22 protein-coding genes and 1 pseudogene are annotated in these 23,565 nt (G+C 40.6%); 9 read left to right on the forward strand and 14 right to left on the reverse strand.

Translation table 11 applies throughout. The annotated features are described in order from the left end of the window. Window positions 1–26: 26 nt before the first annotated feature. From BWD42_RS20205 to BWD42_RS20250, 11 genes and pseudogenes are all read right to left on the reverse strand, one after another. Window positions 27–506, reverse strand: coding sequence for a hypothetical protein (locus tag BWD42_RS20205; RefSeq protein ID WP_077438211.1), 480 nt, complete (start codon window positions 504–506; stop codon window positions 27–29). Further along, window positions 499–1,479: an urease accessory protein UreD gene (locus BWD42_RS20210; protein ID WP_077438212.1), complete on the reverse strand. Its 981-nt coding sequence runs from the start codon at window positions 1,477–1,479 to the stop codon at window positions 499–501. The genes BWD42_RS20205 and BWD42_RS20210 overlap by 8 nt, the downstream gene beginning before the upstream one ends. A 12-nt stretch (window positions 1,480–1,491) precedes the next feature. Further along, the gene (gene ureG, locus BWD42_RS20215) at window positions 1,492–2,121 is read right to left on the reverse strand and encodes an urease accessory protein UreG (protein ID WP_077438213.1); all 630 of its coding nucleotides are present in this window, start codon (window positions 2,119–2,121) and stop codon (window positions 1,492–1,494) included. Window positions 2,122–2,218: 97 nt separating this feature from the next. Further along, window positions 2,219–2,905 carry an urease accessory protein UreF gene (locus tag BWD42_RS20220; protein WP_077438214.1) on the reverse strand — a complete coding sequence of 229 codons (687 nt, stop codon included), beginning with the start codon at window positions 2,903–2,905 and terminating at the stop codon, window positions 2,219–2,221. Window position 2,906: 1 nt separating this feature from the next. Then, window positions 2,907–3,401, reverse strand: a complete 495-nt coding sequence (locus BWD42_RS20225) for a hypothetical protein (RefSeq protein ID WP_077438215.1) — start codon at window positions 3,399–3,401, stop codon at window positions 2,907–2,909. A 10-nt stretch (window positions 3,402–3,411) separates the two neighbouring features. Continuing rightward, window positions 3,412–5,262, reverse strand: a complete 1,851-nt coding sequence (gene ureC / locus BWD42_RS20230; RefSeq protein WP_139351225.1) for an urease subunit alpha — start codon at window positions 5,260–5,262, stop codon at window positions 3,412–3,414. Between the two features lie 81 nt (window positions 5,263–5,343). Then, window positions 5,344–5,640: pseudogene (gene ureB, locus BWD42_RS25020) on the reverse strand (urease subunit beta); the annotation flags it as partial. Window positions 5,641–5,654: 14 nt separating this feature from the next. Next, window positions 5,655–5,957 carry an urease subunit gamma gene (gene ureA / locus BWD42_RS20235; protein WP_046674789.1) on the reverse strand — a complete coding sequence of 101 codons (303 nt, stop codon included), beginning with the start codon at window positions 5,955–5,957 and terminating at the stop codon, window positions 5,655–5,657. A gap of 36 nt (window positions 5,958–5,993) precedes the next feature. Then, complete coding sequence (locus BWD42_RS20240; protein WP_077438216.1) at window positions 5,994–7,202, reverse strand: porin; 1,209 nt, start codon at window positions 7,200–7,202, stop codon at window positions 5,994–5,996. 153 nt (window positions 7,203–7,355) lie between these two features. Then, window positions 7,356–8,738, reverse strand: a complete 1,383-nt coding sequence (locus tag BWD42_RS20245; protein ID WP_175992105.1) for a sensor histidine kinase — start codon at window positions 8,736–8,738, stop codon at window positions 7,356–7,358. Continuing rightward, window positions 8,728–9,408, reverse strand: a complete 681-nt coding sequence (locus tag BWD42_RS20250; RefSeq protein WP_077438218.1) for a response regulator transcription factor — start codon at window positions 9,406–9,408, stop codon at window positions 8,728–8,730. The genes BWD42_RS20245 and BWD42_RS20250 overlap by 11 nt, the downstream gene beginning before the upstream one ends. 292 nt (window positions 9,409–9,700) lie before the next feature. Here BWD42_RS20250 and BWD42_RS20255 point away from each other — a divergent pair, with 292 nt between their 5' ends. The 6 genes from BWD42_RS20255 to BWD42_RS20280 all read left to right on the forward strand — a co-directional run bounded on the left by BWD42_RS20255 (window position 9,701) and on the right by BWD42_RS20280 (window position 14,870). Then, on the forward strand, window positions 9,701–11,098 hold the full coding sequence (locus BWD42_RS20255; protein WP_077438219.1) for a WG repeat-containing protein: 1,398 nt from the start codon (window positions 9,701–9,703) through the stop codon (window positions 11,096–11,098). After that, on the forward strand, window positions 11,088–11,528 hold the full coding sequence (locus BWD42_RS20260) for a hypothetical protein (RefSeq protein ID WP_077438220.1): 441 nt from the start codon (window positions 11,088–11,090) through the stop codon (window positions 11,526–11,528). The genes BWD42_RS20255 and BWD42_RS20260 overlap by 11 nt, the downstream gene beginning before the upstream one ends. Window positions 11,529–11,676: 148 nt before the next feature. Beyond that, complete coding sequence (locus tag BWD42_RS20265) at window positions 11,677–12,171, forward strand: YeeE/YedE family protein (protein ID WP_254846286.1); 495 nt, start codon at window positions 11,677–11,679, stop codon at window positions 12,169–12,171. Next, window positions 12,172–12,585 carry a DUF6691 family protein gene (locus BWD42_RS20270; protein ID WP_077438221.1) on the forward strand — a complete coding sequence of 138 codons (414 nt, stop codon included), beginning with the start codon at window positions 12,172–12,174 and terminating at the stop codon, window positions 12,583–12,585. It abuts the gene before it with no gap. Between the two features lie 59 nt (window positions 12,586–12,644). After that, entirely contained in the window at window positions 12,645–13,460 is an 816-nt protein-coding gene (locus tag BWD42_RS20275) for a sulfite exporter TauE/SafE family protein (protein ID WP_077438222.1), read from the forward strand. 12 nt (window positions 13,461–13,472) lie between these two features. Further along, entirely contained in the window at window positions 13,473–14,870 is a 1,398-nt protein-coding gene (locus tag BWD42_RS20280) for an MBL fold metallo-hydrolase (RefSeq protein ID WP_077438223.1), read from the forward strand. Window positions 14,871–14,946: 76 nt separating this feature from the next. Here the strand turns inward: BWD42_RS20280 and BWD42_RS20285 are convergent, their stop codons facing one another. Next, window positions 14,947–15,804 carry a hypothetical protein gene (locus tag BWD42_RS20285; RefSeq protein ID WP_077438224.1) on the reverse strand — a complete coding sequence of 286 codons (858 nt, stop codon included), beginning with the start codon at window positions 15,802–15,804 and terminating at the stop codon, window positions 14,947–14,949. Between the two features lie 160 nt (window positions 15,805–15,964). Here BWD42_RS20285 and BWD42_RS20290 point away from each other — a divergent pair, with 160 nt between their 5' ends. Then, a complete protein-coding gene (locus BWD42_RS20290; RefSeq protein WP_077438225.1) occupies window positions 15,965–17,842 on the forward strand; it encodes a M1 family metallopeptidase in 1,878 nt (625 codons plus the stop codon). A 131-nt stretch (window positions 17,843–17,973) separates the two neighbouring features. Here BWD42_RS20290 and BWD42_RS20295 read toward each other — a convergent pair whose 3' ends face one another. Then, on the reverse strand, window positions 17,974–19,095 hold the full coding sequence (locus BWD42_RS20295; protein WP_217700108.1) for a glycoside hydrolase family protein: 1,122 nt from the start codon (window positions 19,093–19,095) through the stop codon (window positions 17,974–17,976). A 311-nt stretch (window positions 19,096–19,406) separates the two neighbouring features. On the opposite strand from BWD42_RS20295, the gene hemW reads away from it, so the two are divergent. Then, the gene (hemW, locus tag BWD42_RS20300) at window positions 19,407–20,537 is read left to right on the forward strand and encodes a radical SAM family heme chaperone HemW (protein WP_077438226.1); all 1,131 of its coding nucleotides are present in this window, start codon (window positions 19,407–19,409) and stop codon (window positions 20,535–20,537) included. 137 nt (window positions 20,538–20,674) lie between these two features. Further along, on the forward strand, window positions 20,675–22,123 hold the full coding sequence (locus BWD42_RS20305; RefSeq protein WP_077438227.1) for a glyceraldehyde-3-phosphate dehydrogenase: 1,449 nt from the start codon (window positions 20,675–20,677) through the stop codon (window positions 22,121–22,123). A 149-nt stretch (window positions 22,124–22,272) separates the two neighbouring features. Here the strand turns inward: BWD42_RS20305 and BWD42_RS20310 are convergent, their stop codons facing one another. Then, window positions 22,273–23,511, reverse strand: a complete 1,239-nt coding sequence (locus BWD42_RS20310) for a 3-deoxy-D-manno-octulosonic acid transferase (RefSeq protein WP_077438228.1) — start codon at window positions 23,509–23,511, stop codon at window positions 22,273–22,275. Between the last annotated feature and the right edge of the window lie 54 nt (window positions 23,512–23,565).

Consider the following 23,565-nt stretch of genomic DNA (forward strand, 5'->3'; position numbering starts at 1 on the left):
GAAACAGAGGTTCGAATACAAACCTCTTATTTTTTCGCATTACGAAGCGATGTAATCTGTTCGTCCGGTTCCAAAATGGCATTTTCCAAGGAAATGGAACCATTATATTTTTCTTTTAATGCCTGATACAGGCGTCCGTCATAGGAGACAGCAAAACGTCCATCAGCTTTCAGATACACAGGCAAATGACGGTTACCTACATCAAAACAGAATTCTCCGACCATAGAAAGATCCTGACTGTCAAGCAGTACACAAAGACAGGGCAAGATATTGACCTGTATAAACAGGTCTTCGCGATGATAGATACATTGCCCTGACTGTAAGGCCGTGCTGTCATCCCTTTGTATCTTTACCGTATTACCCTTACGCGTTTTGCGGTGGATAACACGTTTATTTACTTCAAAGTAGGAAAGATCCAAGATATCCGATTCACGATTGAATTTAACATGCTCAAAATTGGGAATGGACTCAATGAGGATTTCGGTAGGCTCTTTCGATTTACGCATATTTCAGTCCTTCCTCCGTTTTACTTTTGACTACCCTCTTTTTCCGCGGGCTGGTTGTACTTTTCTTTTTAGCGACAACTGAGCCTGTCACAACTTCCTCTGTCGCAATCGATTCTGCCAAAACCGTTTCCGTCACAAATGGCGAAGACTCAGCCCCTTCATTTTCGAGAACTTCCTTTGACTCCGACAGTTTATGCATGGTAAAATCCCAACACAATTGCCCCAACATCTGCAGAAAATCATAGAGTAATTCACCGTCAGAACCCAACGCTCGTAGAATAACGACATCTGATGAAGCCTGTGTAAATCCATAAGAGATGTCATTATATTCTACAGTCAATATTTCATCAAGTTCGTTCTTTAACTCCTGCGCAAAATTAGCGGAGAATAAAAAGGTCGCTTGATGGGTGTAACCTTCAAAGAAGAGCATCTTCTGGATGGGCTGCTTTTTGGGTTGCAGCAGCTGATTGTCGATGAAGGCCAGCTTTCCGGATCTGAAAATCTTCGTCTGTGTATGCAAACGATTAAATTCAAATGCTTCTTTCATATAGATCCGTCCAACACTGATAATATCACCCCACATCAAAACCGCATCTTCCGCCAGATGGATATGATTTGTTGCTTTGAATATGGAGTCCTTAAAAGGTGTAACTGGATGCGGGATATAATGAAATATAGCCCCCGATGCAACCTGTACATCTGTATGCTGGCTTGCGCCGGTTTTCATCGGGTGCAATTTATTGAAGGACTGCGTGAACAATTTTAATTGAGCCTTTTCCTTTACATGGACGTCAATATGAAGATGATCTGTATCCATAATGCCGGGCGATGCGCTCATAATAATCATTTCCAGATGATCAGTGAGATTCGCTGCTCCATAATGGGTCAATTTATAAGGTGCATTATGGTAGCTTTCTTTCAGCCTGCTTCTACCGTCCTCTTGGGCTACATTTATTACTATCTTACTATCCATATCCCTTTGTTTTTAGCCGACTTGTTCTAATAAAGCATATTCTCTGATCCATTTCTTTACATCTTCCAAACCTTCCAATGTCATCAGATTCGTAAAAATAAAAGGACGTTCTCCACGCATACGCAATGTATCCTGACGCATAACTTCCAAATCCGCATGCACGTAAGGTGCCAAATCAATTTTATTGATCAATAATAAGTCTGAACGTGTGATACCGGGTCCGCCTTTACGTGGCATTTTTTCACCTTCGGCAACATCAAGCACAAAAATCGTTAAATCCGCCAAATCCGGGCTGAATGTTGCTGTCAGATTATCCCCCCCACTTTCAACAAAAATCAGCTCAACATCCTCAAAACGGTTAGCCAATTCCTCCACAGCTTCAATATTCATCGATGCATCTTCACGGATTGCGGTATGTGGGCATCCGCCAGTCTCTACGCCAATGATACGTTCTGCCGGTAGTGCCGAATTTTGCTGTAGATACATTGCATCTTCACGTGTGTAAATATCATTTGTAACAACACAGATGCTATAATCTGCGGACATCGAACGTGTCAAGCGTTCGATTAATGCTGTCTTGCCCGATCCAACAGGTCCGGCAACACCAATTTTTACATAATTTCTTTTTGACGTCTTTTTCATCTGTATCAATTTGTTTATTCATGTCCCTTATTTATTTTTTCCACCGATGGGATGGGGACTGATAAAATAAATTTTAAGTATAGCAGTAATCTTACTTTTAGGATATATAGATACGTGTATATAACTTTTCATGTTGCATACAACGGATATCTTGTGCAATACAACAATTACCGATTAAATCCTCTTCCAACGCTGGTTGCGCGGTAACCAACTTATTGATTAATGGCTGCAACTTAAACAGAATCTGTTGTGCATCCATTTGACTGATAGGGACCAGTTTCGCACAGTTGGTCATAATACCATTGAGTGAATTATAATAAAAAGCGCTCAATGCATCTGTATAGCTAATCCCTTGCGCATGTGCAAACATGGCAAATGCCATAGCGTAATGCCCATGCAATTCTTGTGTATTTATTGCTTTTAAATAAGCTGAACAACGTTTAACCGGCTGCAATTTTTCAGTCAGCTTCAGGAAGCGTATACCCAATTTTTTACTTGCATCCCGAATTTCATAAGGCGCCTTAAAGGCTGTGATCAAGGCGTCTAATTCTGCTACCTTTTTCTTTGTCGCCTTTGTTTCGCATAATTGCCAAGTCTTATGAAAAAAGGCCGCATCGTTGTAATAGAAGCTATGTTCCAATAACGTCTGTGCATACTCTTTAGCAGTTTTCGAGTCGTGTACAAGACCTTTGGTTATATAGGTTTCCAATCCATAGGAATGTGTGAATCCTCCAATCGGAAAAACGGAATCATTGATCTGCATCAATGTCAACAATGGATTCATATTATCCCCCCTTTGCTAGTGTGATTTTATTTTGCACTACGGCATACTGATGTATGCGCAATGTATGCGTTCGTTCGATTACCCGTGACTCTTTCGTTGGTGTAAATCCTGCCCGCTGTAATTGTTCCCACAGCGGATTTTCGTAAGCAGCTATGATTTCATGAGCTGCGTTGATAAAAACAGGTATATGCTTATTGCCTATTTCTAGGCATACTCTCGCCATATCCATTCTATTTTTGGGCCGTACGACCAAACAAGGACAGGGCAATATTCGGACAACGATACGGAGGTCTGCTGTTTCAAACAGAATATCACCATCGAACAAGGGGTCTTCACCCAGATTTCTAAATCCGATCTCCCGGCCCTGAACGGTCAATCCCCGAATGACACGTCGCTCGGTATCAAACCATTCAAGCTGTAAAAAATCCAGTTCAGCAGCATCCTGCTCTTTGCCGTCTGTCCAAATATTGCCTTTAATGTCTCTTGTTAAAATCATATATTCTGAATTAGAACAGGAAGTAACGTTGTGCCATTGGAAGCTCTTTTAATGGCTCACAAGTAGCTAAAACACCATCTACTGTTACTTCATACGTTTCGGGATTGACCACGATATTTGGCGTGGCATGATTATGTACCATATCCTTTTTCATCACTGTACGACAACCTTCTACCGGCAAACATTTACGTGATAAATTCAATTTCTGGATATTTCCATTCTCTATGGATATTTTTGAAACGAAGTTGAAACACAATTTTGACACTGCCTTACCATAGTTTCCAAACATCGGTCTGTAGATGATCGGCTGTGGTGTAGGGATAGAAGCATTCGCATCCCCCATTTTCGCACCTAGGATCATACCGCCTTTGATAATCAACTCTGGTTTCACACCAAACAACTCTGGTTTCCACAAGATCAGATCGGCATATTTACCTGTCTCAATAGATCCGATATATTTATCAACACCATGCGCTTTTGCAGGGTTAATTGTAAATTTGGACACATAACGTTTTACGCGGAAGTTGTCATTGTCTTTACCCTTATCTTCAGCCAAAGGTCCACGCTGAATTTTCATTTTATGTGCGGTCTGGAATGTACGCGAGATCACCTCGCCCACACGGCCCATCGCCTGACTATCCGAACTCATAATGGAGAATACCCCCATATCCTGAAGAATATCTTCAGCAGCGATCGTTTGTGGACGGATACGAGAATCTGCAAAGGCAACATCTTCTTTTACATTTCTGTCCAAGTGATGGCAGACCATTAACATATCAAGATGCTCTTCTGCGGTATTCACTGTAAACGGTTTTGTCGGGTTGGTAGATGCAGGGAGAATGTTTGGATACATCGCAATTTTGATGATATCAGGTGCGTGCCCACCACCAGCTCCTTCTGTATGGAATGTGTGGATAACACGTCCGTCGATTGCAGCAACGGTATCTTCCAAGAAACCAGCTTCATTCAATGTATCCGTGTGTATAGCCACCTGTACGTCGTACTTATCAGCAACTTTTAACGCTGCATCGATAGTCGCCGGCGTAGCGCCCCAGTCCTCATGGATTTTCACCCCTAATGCACCAGCTTCAATTTGCTCTTCAATCGGCTTGGTTGTCGAAACGTTACCTTTACCGAAGAAACCAACGTTGATCGGTAGATTTTCAAACGCTTCAAACATACGCTCGATATACCATTTACCTGATGTAACAGTTGTCGCAAGTGTACCATCTGCTGGTCCGGCACCACCACCGATAAATGTAGTTACGCCTGAGTACAATGCGGTCTCGATCTGCTGTGGAGAGATAAAGTGAATGTGTGTATCGATACCGCCAGCAGTAAGGATATAACCTGCACCTCCGTGCACTTCTGTCGAAGCTCCAATGACCATTCCTTTGGTTACACCATCCTGTACGTCAGGGTTACCTGCTTTTCCGATACCAACAATTTTACCACCCTTAATACCAACATCAGCTTTCACAATACCCCAGTGGTCAATAATGATCACATTGGTAATACAGAAGTCTAAAACATCCTCATCACGCAGGGCACGGGCAGATTGCCCCATACCATCACGGATCGTCTTACCACCACCGAATTTATTTTCTTCGCCATATACGTTGAAATCTTTTTCAATTTCTATAAATAGTTCCGTATCAGCTAAACGCACCTTGTCACCCGTGGTCGGGCCAAAAAGAGCAGCATATTTTTCCCTAGGGATATAAAGCTCCCCATCAATATATTTAACAGATGATTTGTCTAAACCTAGTTTATCTAAACCAAGCGCATGTAGACCAACGGTAGATCCCAATGTCGTGAGTCCTACAACCTTAATCCATTCGCGTCTATTCCATCCTCCCATTCTATATTATTTAGATTGTCTGAATTTTAATTTTTTCATTTTCTCCACAGCTTTTGATTTGACATTTTGGTCAGTAAACTTCCCATTAGTCAATCCATTGAAACCGTGAATTTCTTTGCTTCCTCCAAATTCAACCAGTACAACAGACTTCTGTTCACCTGGTTCAAACCGTACCGCCGTACTTGCAGGAATATTCAAGCGCATACCAAATGCTTTTTCGCGGTCAAACGAAAGCAATTTGTTCGCTTCAAAAAAATGATAGTGCGAACCCACCTGAATCGGTCTATCGCCTTCATTTTTTACAACAAGGCTAGTGGTTCTACGCCCCACGTTAGCTTTGATTTCCTCTTTTTTTAAAATGTATTCTCCTGGAATCATATGATTAAGATTTATTAACGAATAGGATCATGAACTGTTACCAACTTAGTACCGTCCGGAAAAGTAACCTCAATCTGCACATCATGGATCATCTCAGGAACACCTTCCATCACCTGGCTTCTTTTCAATAAGGTCGTACCATAAGACATTAAGTCCGCAACAGATCGACCATCTCTTGCTTCCTCCATAATCTGGGCACTGATATAGGCAATACATTCAGGGTAATTTAGTTTCACCCCGCGCTTGAGTCGCTTTGCTGCCAGTTCTCCTGCTAAATGCAATAGCAGCTTTTCTGTTTCTCTTGGTGTTAAACGCATAAAAAATAATTGTTTGTTATTTTGTTAAAGGAATTATTACAAGACCGGAATTGTAAAATATGCTCCAAAGGCAACACGGTTATATTGAGTTTTACCCATATCCATATGCCCTTTGTAGTTCACTGTATTACCTACATAACCAAGGTAAAATCGCAAATCCTGATTATGAAAAGGTTTATGTTGCAGGGTCGCAAAGTAGGTCCAGTTTTGACGGAAATTTTTGCCAACCTGATCGTCATCTCTCGATCCGGCAGTCTCATAACCACCTTTCAGCGCTACCTCCCATTTTGGACTTAAAAACTGATCATACCGTACAATTGCCGAAGCGTAATTGACATCCTTTGCCAAAACGCGTCCTGTCCCCGTACGTCCATAAAAGTCATTGATTGCCGATGATGCAATCAAGGCATGGTCAACACCCAGATAAGAATATTGCAGATCTAAATAGACCATTTGCTTCGGCGTTTTAAACTTGTTCGCCAAAGAGATGGAATGATTGGTATGTCCCTTTGCAAACTGGGAGATATTATAGGACCATTTTGTATTGATTTTTTTATCCATAAAGGCTCCTACCCAGGTAAAGTAAGCACCCATTGGCACATCAGATCGCACCAGATCACCTACTGCAAAACCATTTTTGGTATGCAAATCCATAAAACTATCGTTTGTCGTATTATAAACTTGTGCATGTAAGGAATGATTAGGATTGACTTCATAGGACAATGTTCCCCCTACCACAAATAAATTCAGGATACGGTCAACATAATCCGTGAATTTATACTCGTAAATAGGGTTATTCTCAAACTCGTAGCTACCCACAATAGCACTCTGCTTACCCGCTGTGACGGACCATTTCAGATCCTTTCCAAACTTATATTTGATATAGGCCATATCCAATGCCCTTGATCCATTGTCCTGACTGGTTGGTGCAAATGATCTATTCAGACGAAAACGTACTTTATACGAAAGCTGATCATTGTAATCACCGCTCATCAAGATGCGGGCATCGTCCAAATTTGCTTTTGCCTGACCGGAGCCATCGCTGTTATCAGCCTGCAGACCTGCACGAAGCAAAACATCCAATTGAAATGATTTTGCCCTAGCTGGTTCTTTTGACAATAAACTACTTCTGGATAATAAGCTATTTCTTTCTGCTGGAATGGAATCTGTTGGAGCCTGTTCCTGCGCATGTAATGCCGCAATGCCCAAACCCAACGTTGTAATAAGTGAAAGTGTTTTTTTCATCCGTATAACTTGCTTTTTGTTGGTGATGAAGCTATCAGATTTATTCTTTTATAGGTTTGAATAAATCGTGATGGTTTCATATGATATACCTATCTCTGGTACAAGTATATCACGGCAAATTAAAAATGGAATAAGGATGAGATTAAAATGAGATTAGAAAGCAATTTTAGGCAGCGTGACAACAACCTGGGTACCTTGCCCTTCTGCAGAATAAAGGTTGAGCTCAGCACCATGGAGATCAAAGATATTCTTGGCTAAAACAAGCCCCAGGCCATTTCCATAGATATCCCCGACATTGGAGGCGCGATAAAACGAAGTAAAAATATGGGGCTGATCTTTCTGCGGAATTCCGATCCCTTTATCAAATACTTTAATTGTAATATTTCGGTCATCACAGCTAATAGCGACCTGGACCTGCTCACCATTACCATATTTATATGCATTGGAGATGATATTGCTAAAGGCAATATAGAATAGATCAGGATTGGCAAGGACTGTTAATTCATCGCTATCTTCGGGGATCTGGGTAAAATCAAAAGACAACCTAAAATCCTTATGGATGCTTCGTTCAGCTTTATAAATTTCATACAGCAATTCATCAATGCGGATGACAACTTTATTATCGACCTCTCCCTTAAAGCCCATACGGGATAATTGGAGCAGATTATTAATGATGAGTTCCATCTTATCCGCGTACTTTGCGATCGTCTCCAATGAATAGTAGGCTTCATGTTCTTTGGGAATCAGATTTCGTGCAAGTTCCGCTTCACCACCAATAATGGTCAAAGGCGTTTTTAATGAATGGGATGCATTACCGATAAAGCTTTGCTGGGACTGTACCGAAATATCCAAACGACTGAGCATGGAGTTAAGGTTTGTAATCAATACCCCCAACTCGTCCTTAGCATTACTGAATTTACTGGACAGTCTATGGTCCAGATTGGCAATATCCACTTTTCCCAAGTCACTGTTGATATCCTTGATCGGCTTGAGCAGTCGGTCTGCAAAATAAAAAGACATTAGGACAATCAATAGAATAGCTAAAAAACCACCCGTAATCAAGGTACGATCTAATTGACGCTGCTCCTCGTGCCCATAGTCATCAATCCCTTCCGACACAACGATAAGATTGTCATGATGGAGATGGTCTTTAAAGAACACCGCGACAAATGCTGTTTTGTTATGCATATATCTACCTCTGCCATTTTGGATAACCTCTTTATAGAAGCTCATGGGCATCGGTAGATTAGGTTTAAACCGAATACTGTCACTTCCTTTCACCACACGGAGCAAGTGGTCTGTTCCTTCGGAAAGCTGTTTGAGGTATTTACGTTTTACCTGGATATAAAGTTCCTTGTTTTCTTCCTTTTGGTGGACGATATGATCACCGACGATGACTGCATTTTCTTCCAACCGATGAAAAAACTTAGTCTGTAGACTATCGTAGGTAAAATAAGAGACATAAAGGGCAAATACAACAAGCAGGAGCGTGCTGATAACAGAAAATAAAAGTACAATTTTGGTCCTAATTTTCATGACGGATGACATAGCCCATACCAATAACCGTATGGATCAGTTTACGGGCAAATTGTTTGTCAATTTTTTTACGCAAATAATTGACATAGACATCCACGACATTGGTGCTTAGATCGACATCCATACCCCAGACTTCCTCTAGTATATCTATACGTGTCAATACCTTATTACGATTAAGCATCAAGAATTCCAATAAGCGGAATTCCGTGGCTGTAAGTATGATCGGAGATTCTCCACGTTGAACAGATTTGCTATCCCGATCCAATTGCAGATCATCAAATGTCAAGACGTTCTTTTGTTCGGTCACTGTTTTGGATTTGCGGCTATAGCGATTTATACGAGCCTTTAATTCTTCTAAGCGAAACGGTTTGGTCAGGTAATCATCTGCATCACGTTCAAAAGCTTCCACAATATCTTCGGTTTGGTTCAATGCAGTGAGGATAATAATCGGAACTTCATTATTGGACATCCGGATGTTTTTACACACATCAAGACCATTCATGCCGGGTAACATCACATCCAACAAAATAAGGTCATAATGATTTAATCCGGCCATTTTTAGACCTGTATAGCCATCCATTGCAATGCTAATGTTATAGCCTTCTTCCTTTAGTCCTCTTTCTATCAAGGATATGACCGACGGTTCGTCTTCTATAAGCAGTAGTTCCACAGATATTGTTTAAAAAGTAAATTTAAGGTTTGTAAAATACAAAAATATCACTGATCGTCTTCGCTAAGCTATTGAAAGCCACAAAATTCACAACATTCTTGACTTTTATATGATATTTTTAGGGTGATGGAAACATGCTTGTTATTTTTCAGTCTACTATCAGCCTAATTTTACAAGATGGCATTTGAATACAATAATATCAAAATTTCTGCATGATTTTTACCAATCGGCAAAAGATTATTTCACAAACCAGCCAAATTTCAATACTTTCGTATTTTAATTTATATTTCCAATGAAACATTTTTTCCTTTGCATAGCCTTCTTCACATTAGTTTTTGTTAAAACCAGTTTGGCTCAACAAAAGGTCTTTAAAATAACCTATCAGTTTGCCGACCCCGAGACTGGCACAGATACATCAGCTTCTGAATTTATCAAAATTTTGGCGGGAAACGGAGAAGCATTGATGCACGCCTATATTTGTAAGGATCAAATGCGTGTAGAGAGTTTGCTGTTTGGAAAATCCATACAGATCAGCAATAGCAAAGACGAGACTTCTTATCTGATCGACGAAAACAGCAAAACATATACTTCAACGGATATTGCTACCGGCAAGCTTATTGAAACATCAGAAGGTGGAGATTACGCTTACTCAAGTGATTTTGAAATGAGCTTAATTCCGAATGAAAAGAAAATGATAGCAGGGTTGTCCTGCAAAAAAGCGACATTTAATCTAGCAGGCAGTAAAGATAAACAAACCGAAATCACAGTCTGGTATGCGGAAAATTTACCAAAATTATATTGGGGAACCTACGATTATCTAGAAAAGGTACCCGGAGCAGCACTATCTATCGGTGCCGAAGGTCTGGGAATCCAAGCGACGAAAGTTGAAGAAGTCCCTTACGATACGGCATTATTCGAAATTCCAGCAGGTTATGAAGAAGGAGAAGTAGAAGAAGCTTCCACTGATTCAGCTCTAAATGACCATTTATCTTGGTATCAAGATCCCAATACTGACTTTTTTGGCGTACAGGACAGTCTAGGCAATAAACTCACGCCAGCAAAATATGCTTCCATCTATGCGTATGTAGGTGATTATGCTATCGTCACTGATGCAGCTCAAATGTTTGGCCTAATCGACTTACAGGGAAAAGAAGTTATCCCTTGTCAATACGAATCGTTGAGTTTAGATACGGAAGGTGCACCATTGGTATTTATGAAAGATCAGAAATATGGTCTGTTGGATAACAATGGCAAACTATTACTCGCTGCCAAATATGATTTCATCTCCGTCCCAAGTTTAAGCCATGCCTTATATAACGAAGGTGACCTTACTGGTGTACTCGATCTAAAAGGGAACGTATTAATTCCTGCGAAATATGAAACTATTGCGGAGTATCGAGACAATCTGGCACTGATTATCGAAAATCTAACCTATCAGTTAGTTGACAAATCCGGCAAAAAATTGTTACCTACAGGTCAGGAATATTTATCTTTTGCTGGCGAGAAATTATTATTGGTTTTTAAAGACAATACCTATGGATATATCGACTATAGTGGCAAAGTGGTCATTCCTTTTAAATTCCAAAATGCACAACCCTTTGAAAATGGATTAGCCTTGGTCAGCGAAGACCTGGAGAATTTTTACTATATTAATGCAAAAGGAAAGTTTATAAAAAAGTATGAAGAGTAATCCACAAACATTCTACCTTTCAACATTGCATCGCGGGAAATACATGTTTATTCTATTGACCTCGATTCTATTGATAGGGATAGGGATGTCGAAAGTTCCGATTCAAGAAATTTATAAGATCATCATCGCTCTTTTGATGGTTCCCCTTGCACTGTATTTGGCGATCAAGTGTTCTACGCTGGATTCCACATGGCGGCTGGATGAAGATACACTCACCGTCAGCAATTCAAAAAAAACAGTTGAATTCCCGTTGAGCAACATTTCACATATTCGAAATCTCAGACGCTCCGGCGGCAATTTGATTATTATAAACCGAAACAAAGGTTCCGCTTTTCGTACCTGGCGTAATAAGTTATTTCAGAAAGAAGATGATCTGCCCCTATTGACCCAAGCACTCAAAGAGGCTAATATTGAGTATTACGATATGTAATAGCATACATTCCACGGTAACATTTGTTACCGTTTTTTGTAATAGCGGTATGTACCTTTGTCATATAAATTAAGAACAAGCTATGTTATTGGAATACATCAAACAACCATGGCCTTGGTATATTTCGGGGCCCTTAATTGCATTAGTCATGTACTTATTGCTAAAACAAGGAAAAGATTTCGGGATGTCGAATAATCTGCGGACGATGTGTACGGTATTAGGTGCCGGTAAATCGTCCTCTTTTTTTCGCTTCGACTGGAAGACGCAATCCTGGAACCTTCTTGTGGTACTCGGAACCGCCATTGGAGGATTCATTGCCCATTACTTTTTAAGCGACGGCTCCGCTGCGCAAATCAATGCAAAAAGTGTCGCTGATTTAAAGGAACTAGGCATAATAGATCATCTACAGGGCTATCTTCCCGAGTCTATTTTTATTTTTAACGGCTCTTGGTTTCAGTTTTTAATACTGAGCATTGGCGGGCTATTGATTGGCTTCGGGACAAGATATGCCGGAGGCTGCTCGTCAGGACACGCCATCTCAGGACTCAGCAATTTCCAGCTCCCCTCTTTAATTGCTGTCATTGGCTTTTTTATAGGTGGCATCATCATGGTTCACGTCTTATTTCCTTTAATCTTCGCATAAATGAAAGTAGTAAAATTTATATTGATCGGGATCTTATTTGGGATCATTTTATTCAAATCAGAAGCAGCTTCATGGTATCGCATTTATGAGATGTTTCAGTTCCGCTCTTTCCACATGTATGGCATGATCGGTACGGCACTCGCAACAGCGATTATCATTGTCCAAATTATCAAACGAAAACAGATTAAAGACAGCAATGGCATGCAGATCGCGTTTCAGGCCAAAGACAAAAGTATCACACGCTATCTCGTCGGTGGTACCATTTTCGGACTGGGCTGGGCAATGTCAGGCGCCTGTCCGGGACCTATGTTTGCATTAATCGGCTCAGGCTATTGGACATTGGGCATTGTACTGATCTTCGCTCTCCTAGGGACATGGATCTATGGTTTAATTAGACACAAGCTGCCTCATTAAGCCGAGAATAGACGATCATGAGTCTGTAGGTATAACAATAGCATTTGATTTAGCAAAAAATGGAACTACTATTTATAATTGGCTTTTTATTAGCGATATTGGTTGGGCTATCAATGGGTTTGATGGGGAGTGGTGGCAGTATTTTAACACTACCGATCTTCGTGTACCTATTTCATATTGAGCCTCAATATGCCCTTGATTATTCCCTGTTTTCCATTGGAATACTGGCCATAATCGGCTCAATTAAACCCCTGATCAGAGGTAAAATAGATCTAAAAACCACGGCTTTCTTTTTGGTTCCGTCTTTACTATCGGTCTACTTGACCAAGCGCCACCTGTTGGCTGCCATACCAACGCAATTTTATCTTGCGGAAATAGCGGTCTCCAGAAATCACATTATTATGCTGCTGTTTTCGATTGTCATCCTGATTTCCGCACTGGCAATGATCCGCAGAAGGAAACAGGTCGAAATATCAGCTGTCACCATGCATATTGGTCAAGTCCTCAAAATAGTTAGCGCGGGTCTGCTTGTCGGTGTCATGACAGGACTTGTTGGTGCTGGAGGAGGCTTTCTTATTGTACCTTCGCTGGTGCTGCTTTTGGGAATACCATTAAAACAGGCTATCGCGACATCGCTATTTATCATTGGGTTAAACGCCTCCTTTGGTCTGGTCGCCAACTACCAACTCTTGAACCACATGAATTGGCCGATATTGCTTACTTTTACATTAATCACTTTAATAGGTCTTCAGATTGGTTCCAAATGGAAAGACAAATTGGAGGTGGTACGACTACAGGGGATTTTTGGTTATTTCCTGATCAGTATCGGTATCCTAATTTTCACTTTCGAAATCATTCAATTCGTAAATCACTAAAAATCAAATATTATGTTTTTTCAACACATTTTTGAGTCATCTTTAGCACATTCAAGTTATTTAATTGGCTGTCAGGCCAAAGGTGTTGCCATGGTAATTGACCCCAAAAGAGATGTCGACACTTACTTAGCGATTGCAGCAAAAAACAATTTAAAAATTACACATATTGCTGAAACCCATATCCATGCTGATTATCTTTCCGGAACATTGGAATTGGCCGAACTAACCGGCGCCCAATGTTATCTTTCCGACGAAGGGGGCGAAGATTGGCAATATGAGTTTCCCCATATCGGATTAAAAGATGGTGATCAGATCCATCTTGGAAATCTAATCTTTAAGGTGCTCCATACCCCTGGACATACGCCTGAGAGTCTTAGTTTTGTTTTAATTGATACGCCAGCAACAATGGATCCGGTGATGATATTTACAGGTGATTTTGTATTTGTTGGAGACATTGGCCGTCCAGATCTTTTGGAGAATGCCGCTGGCCTCATTGGGACCAAGGAAGTCGGTGCGAAGCAGATGTTTAAGTCTCTACAGCATTTTTTAACCTTACCAGACTACATTCAGGTCTGGCCTGCACACGGTGCAGGTTCGGCATGTGGTAAAGCGCTGGGCGCTGTGCCGAGTTCGACTGTGGGCTACGAGCGGATTCGCAACTGGGCGCTGCAATACCAAAATAATGAAAGTGGTTTTATAACTGAACTTTTAGAAGGACAACCTGAGCCACCGCGTTATTTTGCCCAGATGAAGAAGCTCAACAAAATCAAGCGACCACTACAAACAAGCGTGCCTCAGTACCCGAAACTTTCAACGGCAGAATTCAACAAACTATATCAGGCAGGTACAACGATCATTGATACACGGCATAAATTTGACTTCGCCAAAGGCTATCTTCCAGGCAGCATCAATATACAGCATAATCGGACATTCAATACCTGGGCTGGCTGGATCTTGGATTACACAAAACCTTTTGTGCTGATCATGGATGAAAACGAAAAGGAAGAGATTGCCCGCAAGCTAATGCGCATCGGCCTCGATCATGTTGCCGGATATATTACTATGGAAACAATTCCTCAATTGGGAATTTCCTTGGAGCAACAGCAGCTTATTGGGTTCCAGGAGATGAATGCTGTACTGGAGAATCCGAATGTTCAGATTCTAGATGTTAGGAATACATCCGAATTTACAGCAGGACATCTACCACATGCCACACATCTCTTTGTGGGAACGATTGAAAACAACCTGGACAAAATTGATCGAACAAAAGAATTATACCTGCATTGTCAATCTGGAGACCGGGCGACAATTGCAGCTTCGATCTTAGCTAAAAATGGCATTAAAGACATTAAAATATATAGTGCCTCCATCAATGACTGGAAAGAAAAAGGTGGTCATTTAGTTAAATAGCCTATTGAAAAAATAGCTCCGGAAATAAATCCCGGAGCTATTTTATTTTTACATAACCTCAGCCATTCAGCTACTTCTATAAGCTATTCCTGTTAATTCGTAGGAATTCAATAACCTCATCTTTCTTTTCCTCCATCTTCCCTTTCTTCTCCACGAATTGATGATTATAGATGGTCAGATATTGATGGTCATCAGTATCCGATTCGTACACTTCTGCCGTCGCAAAAGAAAAATGCTCTTCTTCATCGGAAAGATGATCGTAGACATAGGCAAAATCATGATTGGCCAAAGTATTCGCCATAGCATCCTTGTCCTCAACAAATTTTAATCTTCCCGGCAAAATCCTCTTGTTCATCCAGATTTCATCTTTCTCTGAAAAAGGATAAATGGTAATACCCCGAAAAGCCATAATAATAGGTGTAATCAGAATGATTGCCATTTCAATTCCCCATACGGCCCAAAGCATCCCCCCTGAAACAGTTGATTTCTTCAAGCTAAATGTACCGACCTCATTTAAGCCCTGTAACGCCTCCCAGATAAAAGAGGGGTGCATAAAAAATGCCTTAAAGCCTTCCAGGCTAAAAGAAGATTTCACCCAGGTGTCTCCACCCATGGTACCTTCAGCATTATACATCAACGAAACAAACAGCGCCCACTGTGCATAAAAACCAACTATAGCAACGATCAGTGTGATTATAATCGCAACACCTTTGTTCCGAAGCTTCCATTGCTTGAAACAAAAATTAAGCAGATAAAACAATCCTGCTCCAAATCCAAGTGTGATAAAGACATTGAAATAGACAATCGGAATAAACCATTGTAAGGCGATATAGACAATTGCCAAAATAATTGATCCTACAATACCTAACACAAGCGAACCGATTAATGCGAAAGCAGGCACCTTCCCAGAAGGCTTATAATACAGATTTTCCATAAATTTATGTGTAATATTTGTTAACTCAACAGATAAATTTCCTAACCAAAACCAAGCCAATTATTAATAAAAAAATCACTTTTCGTCAAGATTTGATGACATTGATCTGGATCGGGCTGATTAATCGGCATTTCTTGAGACAATTTTGTAAGTTTGGAACATGAAAATCAAAATATTGTCCTTTCTAGCACTTATATGTGTCATAAATATTGGAGGACAGGAAGTAAAGGCCCAGAGAAAAGGATTCTGGCAGCAGAAGGTTGACTATACAATGGATGTCAACGTGGATGAAAAAGCTTATCAATATGATGGAAAAATGGCTTTGAAGTATAGCAACAATTCAGGCCAATCCTTAAAAAAAGTCTATTTTCATTTATATTTTAATGCATTCCAACCAGGATCAATGATGGATTACCGCTTGAAAAATATCAGCGATCCAGATAAAAGGATGGTATCAAATATTGGCACCAAAGAAAAACCAATATTGCAAAGCCGTATTGAAACGCTACAACCCAATCAGATCGGTTACCAAAAAATCAAAAGCCTCAGCATGAATGGGGTCAATACAAGCTATAAGATTGATGGTACAATATTAGAAGTTTCCCTACCAACTGCGATCCAGGACGGAGAAACAGCAAATTTTAATATAGAATGGACTGCACAGGTACCTGAACAAATCCGAAGGTCAGGCCGCAATTCGGCAGAAGGAGTGGCGCTTTCTATGGCACAATGGTATCCAAAGATGGCACAGTTTGATGAATTTGGCTGGCACCTTGATGAATATATCGGCCGTGAGTTTATCGCACCTTTCGGCAACTTTGACGTCACCATACACCTCAACAAGAACTATGTTGTCGGTGCTTCGGGGGTACTTCAAAATCCAAATGAGGTGAAAGGCTATCAGACAAAAGCTAAAATAAAAACCAATAAAGATAAAGCAACCTGGCATTACAAAGCCGAAAACATCCATGATTTTGTCTGGGCTGCAGATCCCAAATTCGTGGTAGATTCCGCCTCAAGCAAAAATGGCATAAAAGTTTACACGGTGTATCTCCCTACTGACAAAGAAGTTATATCAAACTGGAAAACAGCTCTCGGCCTATCAACTGAGTTTTTCGATTTCTGTAGTGCTAAATTCGGTAAATATCCTTGGCCGACTTATACCATTATTCAGGGGGGTGATGGTGGCATGGAATATGGCACTGCGACATTGATTACCGGTGGGCGTAATCTAAAAAGCCTTGTTGGTGTTATCTTCCATGAATCTGCTCACTCCTGGTATCAGCATCTATTCGGGATCAACGAAACCGTTGATGAATGGTTTGACGAAGGATTCACTTCGTATGTTGAAGAATTGGCCATGCAGCATCTTTTTGAAAAACGGGGCGCTATCGCATCAAATCCGCTGATCGATGCCTACCGGGCTTATTATAAGCTGGCACTTTCAGGCAAAGAAGAACCAATGAGCCTACTTGCGGACTATTATAATACAAATTATGGCTATAGTAACGAAGCTTATAATAAAGGAGCTGTGCTAGCTGAACAGTTGGGCTACATTATCGGTCAGGAGAATCTAGAGAAAACCTTTTTGAAATTCTACGATATCTGGAAGTTCAAACATCCTACACCCAATGATTTCAAACGTGTTGCCGAAGAAGTATCAGGAATAAACCTGAAGTGGTATTTCAATTTATTTATCAATACCACACGTCAAATTGATTATGCAATCGGTCACGTAACTGATTCAGAAATTCAGCTGCTCAACAAATCAAACTTTGCGATGCCACTCGATATACTTGTAGAATATCAAGATGGAAGCAAAGAGCTATTTTACATCCCTTTACGTGAAATGCGCGGTGAAAAACCCGAGGAAAATTTTGAGATATACAAGGGTATAAAACGCACGGTACTGATGGATTGGTTCTGGACCAACCCTGAATATAAAATTTCAGTCAATAAAGCTCCAAAAACAGTCACAATAGATCCATCGCTCCGACTTGCAGATATAGAATCAGCGAACAATAACCTGACACGCTAATTCAACTGTTGAAACATGGGCACTGTTTAAACATGAGCATCGCAGCAGATTAATGTAAAGATGTTCCATTGATGAGATCATAAAAATCATAAGAGCTGTATCGTATTAAAAATATGATACAGCTCTTTTTATTATACCTTCAACGGAATCACCATATTCCAGGTCCGTTCAAACTGATAAGACTCGGATCCATCTCCTGTAGCCGCAAAAAGATGTGTCGGTTTTCCGTTTTCAAATAGTAAAAATGGACGTTCAAAATTAGCTTGATGACTGACAGTCCCATCATTCCAGCGGATCGTCTTGGAATAGGCTTTGACCGCCTTTGACAGATGCCAATCGATTCCATCTTTCGAATAGGCATGGATGCCCCCCCCCTCTTCCCCACAGATTTTACCATAACGGTCTTTCATAATCAATTCAAAATGCCGGCCATTATGCCATACGAAAGGATCCTCTACATCATTCTCATGATTTTGATCGGTATGGAATGAAAAAATAGGCTTATTGGATAAACGAAGATAGGGCCCAAGGAACGAATCAGCCTGTGCTGCCCCTAATAACAAGGGGGGGCGGGAGTTCGACGGTGATGATTTATAGATCAGATAAACTTTTCCATCGGGCAAAACAACTGGAGAAGGATTTGACGTAATGGAAGCATCCCACTCGCCCTTCCTCGGATTCAAAATCGGTTGATCTACGCGCTTCCAAGGCCCTGATATCGACTTTGAATAAGCCATTCCGATGCGTTTATGCATCCAGGCTTTCTCACCCAGCCCCGATTCCCAAACATTCTCGGAATAACTAGGATTAGGCTCTTCATAATTGTTTCCAAAATAATAAAGTACATAATAGTCGCCATTTTTAACAATACGCGGATTATGGGTTGTACAACCATCAAAATACTTTTTTCCACGAGCCGGCAAGACCACCTCGACAAATTCATAGGGCCCTTCTGGGGTATCGGAAATTGCGCGAACAACTTCGGAATTGGTTACCCAATTACCAAAGCCATATTTTTTGCTCCAACGTGATGCAAACATATGATAGCGACCATCTTCGCCCTTAATCACTGAAGGATCCCATATCCAATAATCTTCCATAGCGAATCCGCCGCCCTTTGGTGCTGGGAGCAACTTATCAATAAATGCTTCTTCATACCGATTATCCACAGCAAATCCTTGCTGCGAAAGCAGCAGCATACTCGATGCACCAAGAACATTTTTCAGAAAGTCGCGACGGGAAGATCGTTTCATAAGATTGATTTTTGATGATATAACATACTTTTAATTGGTGTCTGCCTTTTGATACAGCGGTTTAAATCTCGACAACAAGATAAAAAATAACTCACTTGTTGCCAAGTTCTTTATATATTATTCCAAACACTATTTTCAAAAAAGAACTTCCATAAAAGGAAGCACAAGAAAGCCAAAGTCTGTCATTCCAAAAATTCAATGGCCCATTTAGCTTGTCAATTGTAGCTAATGTAGGATTAAACCGATCGGCGCAAAGAAGAAAAAATGTGAATAAGCGACGAAGTTAATCCGGTCTTGGTATATTTGTGTCCATGATTTACATCCATATCCCATTTTGCAAACAGGCTTGTCATTATTGTGACTTTCATTTCAGTACTTCACTGCAATACAAAACTGAAATGGTCGATGCCCTGTTGCGAGAAATCGAACTTCGATCTTCTTATCTGGAAGACCGAAAAGTTGAGTCCATCTATTTTGGTGGTGGGACGCCCTCCCTCTTGGAAGCGGATGAAATCGCTAGGATTATTGACGCTGTTGCCAAACAATTTGACATAAGCAACCAGGCCGAAATTACACTGGAAGCAAATCCAGATGACCTGAACGCTGCAAAAGTAAATGCATTAAGGTCATCAACTCCCATAAATAGGTTCAGTATAGGGATACAGTCCTTTTTTGAGGAAGATCTGAAATGGATGAATCGGGCCCACACCAGACAGGAAGCATCTGCAGCAATCATGCGTGTACAGGATGCAGGATTTGAGAATATCACCTGTGATCTTATTTATGGCTACCCCCTGTTGACCGATGAAAAATGGCGCTACAATATGCAACAACTGATCGATTTTGCAGTCCCCCATATCTCTTCTTACTCCATGACCGTGGAAGCCAAAACAGCACTGGATCATTTCATTAAGAAGGGCACGAGTCCTGCTATTGATTCAGATCAGGCTGCCGATCAGATGGACCTGCTGATCGAAACATTGAAAAAGGCGGGCTATGAACAATATGAAATTTCCAATTTCGCGAAAAATGGTTTATATGCGCGCCACAACACCAATTATTGGAAAGGTAAGCATTATCTTGGAATCGGCCCTTCAGCCCATTCATTCAATGGTCATTCCAGATCCTGGAATATCGCTAATAACGCCAAGTATATCGGCTCGATACAAACAAACCAGCTTCCACTGGAAATCGAGCATCTATCTGTGCGTGATCAGATTAATGAGTGTATCATGACCTCACTGCGTACGATGTGGGGACTTGATCTTGAACAACTAGAAAAGAAATTTGACTACAGTGTTAAGAGCAAAATAATGGAAGATGCCTTGCCATTTCTCGAACAACAGCAATTAATTTTAGACGATAACAAATTAAGATTAACAGATACTGGCAAACTAATGGCCGATCATATCATGTCCGAATTATTTATCATTGAAAATTAGCAACAAAAAAAGCTAAAAATTTACCAAAACAACAATAAATACCCTGTTTTTGTTTTGATAATTACGAAAATGAAAATCAAGTCTAATTTTTAGCGCTGTTTATCCTATGTTTGCAACATAATCTATTATAAAATATTATGTTACATAGACCTTCTTTTGATGCAGAAATCAAAAGTTACAGAGAACAGCAAAATGCAGCTGTTGAACTGATTCAAATCATTAGCAATCTGTGGTATAATCAGGCTGTTGAACTCATCCTTTTCAGAGAACAGCTTGTTGATGAAAAAGTGAGCGTGATTCTCAATCACCTCCGCGAAACTACTATCCTTACTGGCAATACAATGACCATATTTGATCTATTAGCTGTTGCCCGTGTACTGGAAAAATCAGCTTTAGCTCCTGCTCGAATTGATATTGGTCAACTTGCGGCTAAAGTCACCAACCGACAGATCAATTCGGAGGATTTGTCTTCTTTTATTCTCAATGAATTACAGGGAATCGCGGAATGGCAGGAATTAACACCCCGCGATGTTGTGCTCTATGGCTTCGGTCGTATTGGTCGCCTACTGGCACGCGAACTCATTAATAAATCGGGTTCTGGCAAGCAACTTCGGCTACGGGCAATAGTCACCAGGGACCCCAATGATGCCAAATCATTGTTAAAAAGAGCTGCTCTTCTGAAAAGCGATTCTATACATGGGGAATTTGAGGGTGAAGTGTATACAGACCCTGAAAAAAATGCGCTGATTATTAATGGTATCACAGTCAACGTTATCTCTGCTAAGCAACCTGAAGATATTGATTATACAACATACGGTATCAATAATGCATTGGTGATCGATAATACAGGAGCCTTTCGTGATGAAAAAGAACTTGCACGCCATTTAGTTTCTAAAGGCGCTTCGCAAGTCTTGTTAACGGCACCTGGCAAAGGCGTACCCAACATTGTTTACGGTGTAAACGAAAGCACGATAGATCTGGAAAAACAGGCTATTTTTTCCGCGGCATCCTGTACCACAAATGCTATTGCGCCAGTTTTGGCCGTTCTCGAAGAGAAAATAGGTATCCTGAAAGGTCATATAGAAACCATACATTCCTATACAAATGACCAAAACCTGGTGGATAATATGCATAAAAAATCCAGAAGAGGTCGTGCTGCAGCTCTTAATATGGTCATTACCGAAACCGGCGCTGGAAGTGCTGTTTCAAAAGTCCTCCCAACTTTAACTGGCAAGCTCACCTCCAATGCCATCCGCGTACCAGTACCGAATGGATCGTTAGCCATATTAAATTTAGAACTGACCTCAGCCACATCTTTGGAACAAATAAACACAATTTTAAAAACGAGTGCATTGGAAGGAAATCTTGTCGAACAGATTAAATTCTCCAGCAATGATGAGCTTGTATCGACCGATATTATAGGTACCACAGCTGCCGCTGTTGTTGATGGCCCCGCAACCATTGTTTCGGCTGATGGCAAAAATATTGTACTGTACGTATGGTATGATAATGAGTATGGCTATTCCCATCAGGTCATGCGTTTATCGCGGCATATTGCAGGTGTAAGAAGATACACGTACTATTAAAATCCAATTTTCAATATAAAATAGGGTATCCAAAATCAACGGAGCCCTATTTTTCTTTACTTTCGCTGGTCTACGCTTAGTGGCTCTTTTTTGGCTCTTCGCCGCTTGGTTAGTTTGCTTTTACCTTTGGAGCAGCTTTCTTCATATTTTTATAAATTGGCATTCTTCAAGTATTTCATGATAATGGGTGTCGCCCCTGCTTTCTGCTGTACATATTGGCGTGCGGATTTCGCTGCTTCCACGCGTTTGTATTGATCCTGCAATTGTTCAAATACAGCGGCAAGCCCCTCGCCGTTAGAAAAGGAGAAACCTCCCCCTTGTTCAATCAGATCTTTCGCTTCCTGAAATTTCTTAAAATTAGGCCCAAACAGTACCGGCATTCCATAAGTCGCTGCTTCCAATGTATTATGTATCCCCACACCAAATCCACCGCCGATATAGGCCACCTGACCATAACCGTACAAAGAAGACAGCAAGCCGATATTGTCTATGATCAATACCTTTCCTTCCGTTAAAGTAGCCGTATCATATTCTTTCATTTTTGAAAAACGAAGGGCTGCAGGCCATAGATTTAATATACTGACAATATGGCCCTCATCGATCTCGTGCGGCGCTAAGATCAGCTTATATTCTTGAAACCGTTGGAATAGCTCTTTCAATAATTTCTCATCCTCAGGCCAGGTGCTTCCTGCCACCAAAACAGGAGCAGTACCTACAAAATCCGCTATTAACGGTATGTCTTTCCGATTCTTAGGTAAGTCAATTACACGATCAAAACGTGTGTCACCCGCCAATCCCGCATTCCGAATTCCATATTCTTTCAATAAACGCACACTTTCCTCGTTCTGTACAAAGAAATAAGTTACGAAACCCAGAATCTTAAGAAAAAAAGTACCATAAGCCTGAAAGAAAATCTGTTCCGGTCTAAAAATCGCCGAAACAAGAAATAATGGAATAGACCTGCTGTGTAAGCCTTCAAAATAATAATACCAATATTCATATTTTGTGAAGACTGCAAATGAAGGATTGATCAGGTCTAAAAACAGCCGTGCATTCTGAGACGTGTCATAAGGTAAATAGAAAACATGATCCGCCAGATTAGTATTCTTTCTTATTTCGTAGCCTGAAGGTGAATAAAATGTTACAATTATTTTATGGTCCAAATAATTATTTTTTACGGCCTCCAAAACAGGTCTGCCCTGCTCAAATTCCCCTAGGGAAGCGAAGTGAAACCAGATATGTTTTTGGCTGGAATCAACCGTTTGTTTCATCCGTGAATACCAGTCTTTTCGTCCTGTCACCATGAGCCGCGCCTTGGCATGAAAAGGGGCCAAAATACGCAGTAAGAGTCCATAAAGAAAGATTCCAATTGAATAAAGCAAACGCATGTTGTTAAAATAATGTTTATCTTAGTCAAAGATATCAAACCCATTTCATTAATA

Source organism: Sphingobacterium sp. CZ-UAM (assembly GCF_002000245.1).
In the GTDB taxonomy this organism is placed as follows: Bacteria; Bacteroidota; Bacteroidia; order Sphingobacteriales; family Sphingobacteriaceae; genus Sphingobacterium.